Annotated in this window: 11 protein-coding genes and 1 tRNA gene; 8 read left to right on the top strand and 4 right to left on the bottom strand. The window is 63.6% G+C overall.

The features are described 5' to 3' along the window. Window positions 1-2,028 (top strand): glycosyltransferase (locus DY926_RS07115; RefSeq protein WP_116702738.1); only part of this gene is annotated, 2,028 nt, incomplete at its 5' end. 36 nt (window positions 2,029-2,064) lie between these two features. Beyond that, window positions 2,065-2,754, top strand: coding sequence for an NUDIX domain-containing protein (locus DY926_RS07120; RefSeq protein WP_116702739.1), 690 nt, complete (start codon window positions 2,065-2,067; stop codon window positions 2,752-2,754). Between the two features lie 6 nt (window positions 2,755-2,760). On the opposite strand, the gene DY926_RS07125 is transcribed toward DY926_RS07120, so the two are convergent. Beyond that, window positions 2,761-3,156 carry a hypothetical protein gene (locus tag DY926_RS07125; protein WP_241503101.1) on the bottom strand — a complete coding sequence of 132 codons (396 nt, stop codon included), beginning with the start codon at window positions 3,154-3,156 and terminating at the stop codon, window positions 2,761-2,763. A 264-nt stretch (window positions 3,157-3,420) separates the two neighbouring features. On the opposite strand from DY926_RS07125, the gene DY926_RS07130 reads away from it, so the two are divergent. After that, window positions 3,421-3,831: a YidB family protein gene (locus tag DY926_RS07130; RefSeq protein WP_408886037.1), complete on the top strand. Its 411-nt coding sequence runs from the start codon at window positions 3,421-3,423 to the stop codon at window positions 3,829-3,831. Window positions 3,832-3,874: 43 nt separating this feature from the next. On the opposite strand, the gene DY926_RS07135 is transcribed toward DY926_RS07130, so the two are convergent. Further along, the gene (locus DY926_RS07135; protein ID WP_116702741.1) at window positions 3,875-4,738 is read right to left on the bottom strand and encodes an N-formylglutamate amidohydrolase; all 864 of its coding nucleotides are present in this window, start codon (window positions 4,736-4,738) and stop codon (window positions 3,875-3,877) included. A gap of 180 nt (window positions 4,739-4,918) precedes the next feature. Between DY926_RS07135 and DY926_RS07140 the strand changes: the two genes are divergently transcribed. The 4 genes from DY926_RS07140 to DY926_RS07155 all read left to right on the top strand — a co-directional run bounded on the left by DY926_RS07140 (window position 4,919) and on the right by DY926_RS07155 (window position 8,788). Continuing rightward, window positions 4,919-4,993 (top strand) — tRNA-Val (locus DY926_RS07140). Between the two features lie 484 nt (window positions 4,994-5,477). Then, window positions 5,478-6,071 (top strand): TetR/AcrR family transcriptional regulator, encoded by a 594-nt coding sequence (locus DY926_RS07145; RefSeq protein WP_116702742.1) that lies wholly within the window; start codon window positions 5,478-5,480, stop codon window positions 6,069-6,071. Window positions 6,072-6,156: 85 nt separating this feature from the next. After that, window positions 6,157-7,314, top strand: coding sequence for an iron-containing alcohol dehydrogenase (locus DY926_RS07150; RefSeq protein WP_116702743.1), 1,158 nt, complete (start codon window positions 6,157-6,159; stop codon window positions 7,312-7,314). Window positions 7,315-7,396: 82 nt separating this feature from the next. Next, window positions 7,397-8,788, top strand: a complete 1,392-nt coding sequence (locus tag DY926_RS07155) for an NAD-dependent succinate-semialdehyde dehydrogenase (protein ID WP_116702744.1) — start codon at window positions 7,397-7,399, stop codon at window positions 8,786-8,788. 128 nt (window positions 8,789-8,916) lie between these two features. Here DY926_RS07155 and DY926_RS07160 read toward each other — a convergent pair whose 3' ends face one another. After that, window positions 8,917-9,525: a TetR/AcrR family transcriptional regulator gene (locus DY926_RS07160; RefSeq protein WP_116702745.1), complete on the bottom strand. Its 609-nt coding sequence runs from the start codon at window positions 9,523-9,525 to the stop codon at window positions 8,917-8,919. Between the two features lie 100 nt (window positions 9,526-9,625). On the opposite strand from DY926_RS07160, the gene DY926_RS07165 reads away from it, so the two are divergent. Further along, the gene (locus DY926_RS07165; RefSeq protein WP_116702746.1) at window positions 9,626-11,032 is read left to right on the top strand and encodes a coniferyl aldehyde dehydrogenase; all 1,407 of its coding nucleotides are present in this window, start codon (window positions 9,626-9,628) and stop codon (window positions 11,030-11,032) included. Between the two features lie 180 nt (window positions 11,033-11,212). Here DY926_RS07165 and DY926_RS07170 read toward each other — a convergent pair whose 3' ends face one another. After that, on the bottom strand, window positions 11,213-12,388 hold the full coding sequence (locus DY926_RS07170) for a hypothetical protein (protein WP_116702747.1): 1,176 nt from the start codon (window positions 12,386-12,388) through the stop codon (window positions 11,213-11,215). Between the last annotated feature and the right edge of the window lie 48 nt (window positions 12,389-12,436).

A 12,436-nucleotide genomic window follows, 5' to 3' on the forward strand; every position in this document is an offset into this window, starting at 1 on the left:
GCCCCACCCCCCGTGACCGAGGAACAGGCCCGCGCCCTGTTCCGCCACATGTGCGCCGTACGCCTGCCGCTGCTGCTGGACGGGCGCATAGACTTCACCACCGATGCCCCGCCCGAACTCAGCGTCATCATCGTCGCGCACAACCAGTTTGAAATGACGCTGTCCACGCTGGCCTCGCTGCGGGCGAACCATCACGGGCCGATGCAGGTGCTGCTGGTCGATTCCGGATCGCGCGATGGCGTGGCCAGCATCGAACGGCATGTCAGGGGCATCGAGGTGCTGCGCCATGCGGGCAATATCGGCTTCGTGCGCGGCTGCAACGCCGCCCTGCCCCATGTGCGCGCGCCCGCGACCCTGTTCCTGAACAACGATGTGGACCTGCAGTACGGCGCGGTGGCGGCGGCGCTGTCCCGCCTTGCGGCGGCGGAGACGACCGGCGCGGTGGGCGGGCGCGTGGTCCGCACCCACGGCCTGCTGCAGGAGGCAGGCAGCATCGTCTGGCGCGACGGCTCGGTGCAGGGCTACATGCGCGACGCCCACCCCGCCGTGCCCGAGGCCGGGTTCGTGCGCAAGGTCGATTTCTGCTCGGGCGTGTTCCTGATGGTCCGCACCGAGATACTACAGGTGCTTGACGGGTTTGATGAAAGTTTCGCCCCCGCCTATTTCGAGGAGACCGACCTGTGCCTGCGCATCCGCGCGCTGGGCTACCAGATCATCTATGACCCGGCCATCTGCCTTGTGCATTATGAATGCGCCACGTCGGACGCCACCAGCGCCGCGCGGCTGATCGCGCGCAACAGCACCGTGTTCACCCGCAAGCACGCGGCCGCCCTGCGCCGCAGGCCCCTGCGCCACGCCACGCTACAGGCCCGTGCGCGCCACGCGGATGGCGGGCGCGGGCATGTCCTGTTCATCGAGGACAGGCTGCCGCTGCGCTACCTTGGCTCGGGCTTCACCCGCTCGAACGACATCATCGCCGCACTGGCCGCCCTGGGCTACCGGGTTACGGTCTATCCGGTCTTCCGCCCCATCGAGGATGCCGCCACCATTGCCGCCGCCTTCCCCGAGGATGTGGAGGTGATCCATGACCGCGAACATGCGGATCTGGAGGAATTCCTGCACGCGCGCAGCGGGTGTTTCGATGCGCTGTGGATCGCACGCACGCATAATGCCGCCCGCCTGGCGCAGGTTCTGGGCAACTGTGCCTCCGCCATTCCGGCGGACCGGATCGTGGTTGATACCGAAGCCCTCGCCACCTGCCGTGACGAGACACGCCACAGCCTGCACGGCACGACACCGGAACAGCCCTTTGCCCTGCGGCTGGAGCACGAACTGCGGCCCCTGTTCCTGGCCCGCCGCGTGGTGGCGGTGAACGGGGCCGAGGCCCGGCTGCTGCGCGATGCGGGGTTTGACAACGTATCCGTGCTGGGCCACGCGCAGGTGCCGCGCGCCACCGGGCCGGGATGGGCCGCGCGGCGCGATGTCCTGTTCCTAGGCGCGGTGCATGACCGGGATTCGCCCAACCTTGATTCGCTGGCATGGTTCAGCGCGGAGGTGCTGCCCCTGCTGGTGGCCGAGCTGGGGGCTGACTTCCGCTTCAGCGTATGCGGGCATGTGAACCCGCGCGTGGACCTTGGCCCGCTGCGCCAGCACCCCAATGTGCGCATGCTGGGCCGGGTGCCGGACACCGCCCCCGTTCATGACCGCCACCGCGTGTTTGTCGCCCCCACCCGCTTTGGCGCGGGCATTGCCCACAAACTGCACGAGGCGGCGGCCAATGGCCTGCCCGTGGCCGGATCGCACCTGCTGTGCCAGCAGGCGGGCTGGCAGGACGGGCACGACATGCTGTGCGCCGACGTGACCGACCCTGCCGCCTTTGCACGGCAGGTGATCCGCCTGTATCATGACCGCACGTTATGGGACACGGTGCGTGAAAACGCGCTGGCCCGCATCGCTGCCGAACATGACCCCGGGCAGTACCGCGCCCGCGTGGGCGGGATCATGGACAGCGTGTTCACGCGCGATTAGGCGGCGGGCTGGCCTGTGCCCCGCATGGCCAGCCGGATGGAGCCCATGGACAGCATTTCCTTCGCCCCCGATATCGACCCCGCCCTGCATGCGCGCGTGCTGGCCGCCCCCCATTTCTGCCGCTGGCTGGAGGGCATGCGCACGCGCTTCACCCTGCGCCACGTGCTGGTGCGCGACGCCGTGGCCTTTGGCACGCGGATGGGCTTCATCATGGTCGAGGCCGATGCCCTCCATGAGGGCAAATCCGTGCCGGGTCTGGCCCTGCTGCGCGGGGATTCGGTATCGGTGCTGCTGGTGCTGAAATGCCCCGGCTACCCTGACCGGACCATCCTGACGTGTGAGGCCCGCGTGCCCGTGGCCCGGCCCGACCTGCTGGCGCTGCCCGCGGGCATGCTGGATGGCGGGCGTTTTGTCAGCACCGCCCTGCGCGAACTGTCGGAGGAAGTCGGGGCGGACCTGCAGGTGCATGAGCATGACCTGCGGGAACTCACGCATGTCTGGCTCTCGCCCGGCGGGTGTGACGAGGCCATCGGCCTGTATTATGCCGAACTCCACATTGACGAATCACTGGCCCGCAGCCTTGCGGGGCGGCAGACCGGCCTTGCATGCGAACACGAGCACATCCGCCTGCGTGTCATTGACCTGGCCGATGTGCCCGGCATTGGCATGACGGATGCGAAGACCCTGCTGTCATGGCACATGTACCACGCCCGGCAGGCGCGCTGAACGGTTTCAGGCGACGGTGGAGGTGCCGCTGCCGTCCTGCACGCCCTGGTCATAATCCTGCAGGACGGAGCGCAGTGACCTGAGCGAGGCGATATCGTCCTTCACATCGCCAATCCCGTCCTTTTCCTGATAACTGATCATTTCATCAATCATCGTGTACATGTCCGTCGAGCCGCTGACGAGCCGGCCGCCATTGACGCCCTGCAGCGCGTAGCCATCCATCAGCGCCATCTGCACACTCTGGTGCAGGGTGATCCTGCCCTCGCGGGTCAGTTCCTCACGCGCGGATTCCATTTCCGTGGGCGTCATGTCGCTGAATGTGGGGCTGGCCGACTGGCTGGCGCTGCTGCCCGTGGCCACGGTGGATGCCGGACTGCCTGCCGAAACACCGCCAATACGCATTTTCCGTCCTTTCCGCCCGTGGCTGCCATGCCCGCAGCATGGGCGGTGCGGGCATGGACCACAACCCCGCCCCGGCGGGCGCGCCATGACATAGGGCAGGCCTCCGCTTTTTTTGTTGACACATCCGCGTGAGGTTCAGCATAAGGGTGGGGAGCAGCCCTGCCTTGTGCAACTGCTTCTTGGACGTTTCCTCCCTAAACTCAGCGGTGCTTATGCACCGCTTTTTTTTTGCCCCGGAACCTGCGGATTTCCTGTATCCGTAAGGTGGGCCACCAGTCGGCCCCCAACCTGGCAGACACGAAAGAAAGCACCATGAGCGGCATCTTTGACAACGTAATGGGCAAGCTGGGCGAACTGGCCGACGCCACGGGCCTGTCACAGCAGGTCCATGGCTATCTGGCCCGGTTCCTGACCCCCGACACCATCAACACCCTGCTGGCGCAGGCGGAACAGGCCGGGCTGGGTGACAAGGTGCGCTCATGGATCGGGGATGGCCACAACCTGCCCATCACCCCTGATGAACTGCGCACCCTGCTGGACAACCAGCAGGTCCAGGCCATGATCGACCGGACCGGCCTGCCCGCCGCGACCATCCTGCCGGTGCTGGCCCACCTGCTGCCCGAGGCGGTGAACGCCCAGACCCCGCAGGGCAGCGTGCCCCCCAAAACCGCGTAACGCCCCTGCCCTTGCGGCCCGGACGGTGTTCCGGGCCACTTTCCTATTCCGCCGCCTGCCGCCCGGGCATGTCGCCATGGCGCACGATGCTGGCCACCAGATCCGTCAGCACCGCCTGTAGCGGCTCAAAGCCCGCATGGGGCTGCAGGGTGGTCTGGTCCATGTACAGCGTGCGGCTGATTTCAAGCTGGAGCGCCTGCACGCCCCGGCGCGGGCGGCCGTAATGGCGGGTGACGAATCCCCCCGCAAAGGGCACGTTGCGCGCCACGTTGTAGCCATGGGCAACAAGATGCTGCTCCACCAGCGCGGTCAGCGCCGGGGTGCAGGCGGTGCCCCATGCATTGCCCAGCACGAAATCCGGCAGGTCGCCGCGCCGCTTCAGCGGGCCGGGCATGGAATGGGCGTCAAGCAGGATGCACGAACCGTGGCGCTCCATGTTCACCTGCACCAGTGCCGAAAGCGCATCATGATAGGGCTGCCAGCAGGTGCGGATGCGGGCCTCGGCCTCGCTGAACGGTAGCGGGCGCGGATAGATCGGCCCGTCGCGTGAGACGATCCGCGCAATGGTGCCGAACCCGGCGCGGACCTTGCTGCTTGTGGTGTCGCACCAGTGGGGCAGCGGTTCACTGAACATGGTGGGGTCAAGTTCCCACGCCGCGCGGTTGGCATCGCAATAGGCGCGGGGGAACGTGGCGTGCAGCAGCGTCGCCCCCTGCGCGGGCGCGGCGGCGAACAGCCTGTCCACATAACAGTCCTCGCTCCGGCGCAGGGCAACGGCGTCCAGACGCGACATGCGCAGGAATTCAGCCGAGTAATGCCGCCCCGAATGTGGGGACGCCACAATGACCGGGGCCTGCCCCGCCGTGGGGGCATGGACATAAAATGGCGGAACCGCGCCACCGGTCATGCCCGCCCGCCCCGGCAAAAGCGGCACGGACAGCCCCCGAAGATGTTGGACAGGACAGCATGAAAACCCATGGCCGTATTGGCGCAGGCGGCGGCTTTCGGGTCAATGCGATTTTTTTCAAATGGGGGGTTGCATCCCACTGAAAGGATGCGTAAAAGCCACTTCACCGCAACGCTTGGTGGGCGCATAGCTCAGCGGTAGAGCACTACCTTGACATGGTAGGGGTCACAGGTTCAATCCCTGTTGCGCCCACCAAGCGTTGCGAGAGAAACCCCCGGAAAACTGCCATATACGGCACGTTTCCCGGGGGTTTTGTCTTGTGGGGCAAGGTTCATTATCGTCCACTATGGTCCATTACGGATCGTTATGTATGTGTGCAAAACTGGTGCAGTGTTTTCGGCCTGTACCCCGCATCCATTCCCCCTGTCATGCCGCAAACTGCGCCACCTGCCCCATTGGCACAGGTCATGATGCAGCTACACTGCATTTCCCGGCCGCAGGGCCGATGGGTTTATTGAATTGGGCACTCCATGCTTTACGGCCATTCAGGCAGGATGTGTCTTTGCTGCCAGCACCCCGATCACAAAAGAATCTGTCCTGAGCCTGACGCGGGTGCTGGCTTCCACGCACCTGAAGAAATCGTATTCCGACACATGGCCCGAAAGGACGATTTCATAAAAAGACGACTGGTCTAATTTTTATCTGGACACCGATGCCGGTCCGCCATATATACACTCCCATGAAGATTGCAGAGAAACATCGCGCTGCCCGGCAGTACATTCTGGAAGCGGCCCGCCCGCTTATCGGCCAGCGTGGTTTCTCGGCCGTCGGCCTGGCGCAGATACTGGATGTCGCGGGGATTCCCAAGGGCTCGTTCTACCATTACTTCGAATCAAAGGAAGCATTTGGCGAGGCCCTGCTGCAGACCTATATCGATGATTACCTGATAAAGATGGATGACATCCTGGGAAACGACGATGAGAACGCAGCACAGCGGATTACCCGTTACTGCCAGTTCTGGCGGGATACCCATATCGAAGGGCAGATCGGCAACAAATGCCTCATCGTAAAGCTGGCGGCGGAAGTATCGGACCTGTCCGAACGGATGCGCGCCATTCTGGATGTCGGCACCCGCACGGTCATTGACCGGATCAGCGCGGTCATTGCCAGCGGGCAGGAGGACGGCTCCATTGGCAGCACGCAGCCCGCGCCGATGCTGGCGGCGTCGCTTTACCAGCTCTGGCTGGGATCGACGCTCATGGTAAAGATCACCCACAGTTCTCCACCGTTTGACCATGCCTGGGAGGCAAGCAGGCGGCTTCTGGAAATCTAGTTTCACAAAGATGACGGAACGTCCTGTTCTGTGATTTTAATAGGTGACCGGTCTAATAGAGACGACCGGTCCAATAGGTGCGAAGATGCAGAATTTTGAGTTCTACAACCCCACGCGGGTCCTGTTTGGCAAAGGCATGATTGCCCGCCTTGATGAACAGCTGTCGCCCGAAGCCCGCGTGCTCGTGCTGTATGGCGGCTCCAGCGCCGAACGCAGCGGCACGCTGAATGAGGTTCGTGCGGCGCTGGGCAACCGGACCTTCCGTGAGTTTGGTGGCATTGAAGCCAACCCCACTTACGAAACGCTGATGAAGGCCGTGGCCATGGTGCGGGCGGAAAAGCTCGATTTCCTGCTGGCCGTGGGCGGCGGGTCGGTCATGGATGGCACCAAGTTCGTAGCCGCCGCCGTACCGTATGAAGGCAAACCGTGGGACATTCTGGTCAGCAAGGGCGAGGCCGCAAAACAGGCGCTGCCACTGGGCACCGTTGTCACCCTGCCCGCCACCGGGTCCGAAATGAACTGCCTGAGCGTGATCTCGCGCCAGTCCACGGGCGACAAGCTGCTGTTTTCCAACCCGCTGGTCTATCCGCGCTTTTCCGTGCTGGACCCCATGCGCACCATGAGCCTGCCGATGAAGCAGGTCATCAACGGTGTCGTGGACTCCTTCGTGCATGTGATGGAGCAGTACATGACCTATCCGGTCGATGGCATGGCGCAGGACCGTTTTTCCGAGGGGCTGCTGTCCAGCCTGGTGGAAATCGGGCCGCGTATTGTCGCCACACCGGATGATTATGACCTGCGCTCCAACCTCATGTGGGTTGCGACCCTGGCGCTGAATGGCCTGATCGGTGCGGGCGTGCCGCATGACTGGACCACGCACATGATCGGCCATGAAATCACGGCGAAATACCACATCGACCATGCCCGCACGCTGGCCGTGGTGCTCCCTGCCCTGCTGAAGGTACGCCGCAGCGAAAAGCGCGCCAAGCTGCTGCAGTATGCCGCGCGGGTGTGGAACCTGACCGAAGGCACGGAAGACGAGCGGATCGACGCGGTTATCCGCAAGACCGAGGAATTCTTCGAGGGTCTGGGCGTGCCGACCCGCCTGTCGGCCTACGACATCGGGGCGGACGGCATCAGCGACCTGGTCGGTCAGCTTGAAGATCACGGCATGACCCATCTGGGTGAAAACGGTGATGTCACGCTGGATGTCAGCCGCCGCATCCTTGAAGCCGCGGCCTGATCCCCGCCGAAAGTTTACCCGGGATACGGCCCCGGACCGTATCCCGACCCCAACTGGCTGAATAAAGAGACAGATATCCAAAATGGCTTACGCATCGACCAATCCCTATACCAACGAAGTTGTCGCCACCTTCCCCGATGCCACGGATGCGGAAGTACAGGCCGCACTGGCTGAAGCGCATGCCGCATTTGAAAGCTGGCGCGACACGTCCTTTGCCGAGCGGGCAAAGGTTATGAACGCGGCGGCTGCCATCCTGCGCCGTGACATTGACAAATATGCCCGCCTTGGCACGCTGGAAATGGGCAAGCTGTTCGAGGAATCAAAGAAGGAAGTCATTCTTTCGGCCGAGATCTTCGAATACTACGCCAACCATGCCGAAGAACTGCTGAAGCCGGAAATCCTGCCGGTTGCGAACGCCGCGGAAGGCAAACCCGTGCTGGTTCACGAACCGCTGGGCATCGTGCTGGCCATCGAACCGTGGAACTTCCCCTTCTATCAGGTCGTGCGCATCATCGCGCCGCAGCTTTCGGCCGGTAACGCCGTGCTGCTCAAGCATGCTTCCAACCTGCCGCAGTGTGCCGCAGCCTTTGATACGCTGATGGCCGAAGCCGGCCTGCCCAAGGGGCTGTTCCGCAACCTGTATGCTGCCCGCCCCCACACCGCCATGATCCTGAATGACCCGCGCGTGTGCGGTGTCGCCCTGACGGGTTCGGAAGGCGCTGGCACCGTGATTGCCGGTATTGCTGGCAAGGCGCTGAAAAAGGCAACCATGGAACTGGGCGGCGCGGATGCCTTCATCGTGCTGGATGACGCCGATGTGGAAAAGGCAGCCCGCTGGGCGGTGATCGGCCGCCACTGGAATGCCGGTCAGGTCTGTGTCTCGGCCAAGCGCCTGATCGTGGCGGATGCGGTTTATGACCAGTTCCTTGCCCTGTACAAGGAAGGTGTTGCAGCCCTGAAGGCAGGCGACCCGATGGACCCGTCCACAACACTTGCCCCGCTGTCATCACAGGCCGCGGCGGACGACCTGCGCGACCAGGTGACGCGGGCGATGGATCTAGGGGCCAAGGTCGAGATCATCGGCGCGCCGGTTCCCGAACAGGGGGCGTTTTTCCAGCCGCTGCTCATGTCCAACCTTGATGGGAAGAATGCGGCCCGCCACTGGGAATTCTTTGGCCCCGTGACCCAGATCTACCGTGCGAAGGACGAGGCGGACGCCATCCGCATTGCCAATGACTCCCCCTACGGGCTTGGCGGCTCCGTCTTTACCCGCGACGAAGCACGCAGCGCACGGGTGGCGCGCGCCATCCGCACGGGCATGGTGTTCATCAACCATCCGCTGTCACCCAAGGCGGACCTGCCGTTCGGCGGCATCAAGAACTCGGGCTATGGCCGTGAACTGATCGGCCTTGGCATCAAGGAGTTCATCAACCACAAGCTGATAAATGTGGTTGATATTGACGCACCGTTCTGAAGCGTAAACAGGTGCGGGCGGTAATGGCCTGACTTGCCGTTACTGCCCGCCGTAACACACCCCGCTGGTGACACCTGTCGCCGGGGGGTGTTTTATCATGAACAACAGTACGGCATGCCGTAGCCCGGTCAGTTACCGTGGCACATGCCGTCAAGCAGCACGTCCAGCGCGGCCGGGATCGGTGCCGGCCCGACCTTCTCCTCAAGCAACTGATGGCTGATCGCCAGCATGGCCAGGCCATGCACCTGCGCCCAGCTTGCTGCCGCCAGGGCGCTGACGGCAACCGGGCGGAAGCTTCCGTCGCGCTGTCCCCTTTCCAGTAGCCCCAGAAGAATCCCGAAAGTCGCCATGGCCGCATCATGCAGTTGCGGGTCTATCGTCTTGTCGGCATCGGAACTGAACATCAGCCGATAAAGACCGGGATTTTGACAGGCAAACCCGATACAGGCCCGTGCTGCGGCCATGAACTGCGCGCGCGTGGAGGGCATGTCCGGGGGCATGGCTTCTGTCATGCTCTCCCCCAGCCTGACGAAGCCGATCCGGGCCAGTTCGCGCAGCAGCATCTCGCGATCACGGAAATGCTTGTACGGCGCCGCATGGCTGACCCCCGTGCGCCGCGCCACTTCCCGCAGGGTGAAGGCCCAGTTCTGGTCCGTGGCCAGCATGTCCAGCGCCGTGTCGATCAGGGCGCGGCGCAGATCACCATGATGGTAGGGGCGGTCCTTGGTTTCACTCATTCGCGAGGCCCATGTTTACACAAGAAACTTTCATTGACACCAGATCGTCATGCTCCATATCCTGCCCGCATAAGTTTCTCCTGTAAACATGGAGGACGTGATGTCCGATGCCACTCCCGCTGACCTGCGCCCTGTCCTTGACCGCCAGCGTGCCGCGTTCGTGCATGCCGGGCCACCAGACCTGAAACGGCGCCGGGCCGACCTGCGCCGCCTGAAGGCTGAAATCCTGAAGCGGCGCACCGGAATCGTGCGTGCCCTGAACACGGATTTCGGCCAGCGCTCGGAACGTGAAAGCGCCATAGTGGAACTGATCCCGCTGGTGCAGTCGATCAATTACATGATCGCGCATCTGGGGTGCTGGATGAGACCGCAGCGCCGCCACGTATCGGCCTATTTCCAGTGCGGTCGCGCCTGGGTGGTCCGGCAGCCGGTGGGCGTTGTGGGCATTATCGCGCCGTGGAACTATCCGGTTTCCCTCGCGCTGGTGCCGCTGGCCACGGCCATTGCCGCTGGCAACCGGGCCATGCTCAAACCATCTGAATTCACACCGGCCACATCGGCGGTGATTGGCGAGATCGTTCAGGCTGCCTTTCCACCGGAGCAGGTTTCTGTCGTAACCGGCGGTGGCGAGGTGGGGGCTGCGTTCTCGGCCCTGCCCTTTGACCATATCCTGTTCACCGGCAGCACGGCGGTCGGAAAGAAGGTGGCTGAGGCTGCGGCGCGCAACCTGACCCCCGTTACGCTTGAACTTGGCGGCAAGTCCCCCGTGGTGATCGCGCCCGGCTTTTCCATGCAGCGGGTGGCGGATCGCGTGGCGTTTGGCAAGCTGACCAATGCCGGGCAGACCTGCATCGCGCCGGATTATGTGCTGGTGCATGAACATGACAGGGATGCATTCGCCACGGCCTATCAGGACGCCGTGAAAAAGCTGCATCCGAATGGTTATGCGGGATCGCCCGATTATACGGCCATCCTCAACCAGCATCACTACGGGCGGCTGGGCGGCCTGATCCGTGATGCTGAAGACCATGGCGCGCAGGTCATCCGCATGGGCGGCGATTCAGCCGCCAGCCATGTCCTTGCGCCAGTTCTCATACTGGGTGCCCGACCTGAAATGGCGGTCATGCAGGAGGAAATTTTCGGTCCTGTCCTGCCTGTGCTGACCTATCGCACGCTGGACGAAGCGATTGCCTTCATCAACGCCCGCCCCCGCCCGCTGGCCCTGTATTATTTTGGCGACAACCGCGCTGAACGCGACAGGCTCCTGAAGCGCACGGTATCAGGGAATGTCACGATCAATGGCACATTGATGCATTATGCGCAGGACGACCTGCCATTTGGTGGCGTGGGAGACAGCGGCATCGGGGCCTATCATGGCAAGGAAGGCTTCATGGCGCTCACCCATGCCCGTGGCGTGTACCAACAGGGGCGCTTCAACGCCGCAACGCTGCTTAAGCCACCGTTTGGCAGGTTCACCGACGCCATCACAAACCTGCTGCTGCGATAACAACGCGGCAACCCCGCACTGCCACCACCCGGGCTGGCATGCCGGAAACTATCCGGCTCCGTGGCGCGAATGCGGGGCAGATACGGCCTGTCCCGCCCCTTGATCCCACCCCGGCACGACCCTGGCCTGCGACGACCTCCCATCCCTGTGAACCCCCGCACTTCCCTGCCGCGTGCGGGCCTATGGGTAGGGGGTGTTATTGGCGATCACGTTGTTTTTCTGCCCGCTCGTATCGCTCACGCCCCGCCGGCATGAGCGGAAGACATTGCCGGTAATGACATTATAGCCCACGCCCGCGCCCAGATGGACGGGGGCCATGGCGGTCGAGGGGGTCCGTTCTGCGCCACCGCAGAAATTCACGCCGCTGATAATGGCCGAACCTTCATCCGCGCCGCCGCCGGGGCCACGGTTGGGCAGGACCTCCACGCCAAACGCATCGGCTGGCGCGCCGGAATGGCCGCAGCCGATAATGTCCCCGCCAATCACCTTGGTATCCTGCACGCTGGTGCGCAGGCATGTCCCGCTGGAGCCTTCCATCTTCCCGCCCAGGAACTCCGCATGCCCGATGCTGGAAAACCGCGAGGCATCCAGATAGACGATGTGGTGCGGCGTGTTGAAGCCATAAAGCTGGCACGACGTACATTCCAGATGGACGAAATTATCAGCCCGGATCGCGGCGGACGCCCCCTGCGCCCCCAGCCCGTTGACCTCTATTTCCAGCCTGTCAGCATGGATGAACTGGGGGCAGGCATCGGCACTGCTGCTGTTACGGCAGGCGATATCAAGCCCCAGGTTCGTCTGTTCGATCACGCTGTGGCGTATCCATGCCGTGGCCATGAAATCCGTCAGCCGGATGCCCGTCCCCGCGCCGTGGTCGGCATGGGGCAACTGGCTGTCTATGCGCAGGTCCGCCATGTTCAGCACGTCCGAACGGGTGCGGCAGTTGCCGATGTCGCTGCAGCCCGCATCCGTGCCGTGGCCCCATATGCCGGTCCCGTCCAGCGGCATCTGGGCGATATAGACGTGGTCGATATCGTTATACGCGCCGGAAAAGACCTCGATCCCGACATGGGGGTAGCGGATCTGTATGTCGTGTATGTGGAATTTCTGGGCGTGCTGCACAAAGATCGCGGCCCCCGTCTGCACCGATGGCGTGAAAAGGTTCGCCATGATGATGCTCAGGTCACTGACCCCGCCGCCATACCAGTACCCATCATTCGCGTTGACCGGGGCCATGAAGCTTATGATGTTGGCATGTCCCGTGCCGGTGGCCACGATGGCGGTGCTGGCGGTCGGCACGTTCCCGCTGCCCCAGCCCCATCCCGCCCCGCGCAGGTAGATGCCGCTGCACGGCACCGAAACCCCGACGGAGGCGGAGATATTGTATTTCCCCGCCGGGAACTA

The sequence above is a fragment of the Komagataeibacter melaceti genome (assembly GCF_003403295.1).
Taxonomy (GTDB): domain Bacteria; phylum Pseudomonadota; class Alphaproteobacteria; order Acetobacterales; family Acetobacteraceae; genus Komagataeibacter; species Komagataeibacter melaceti.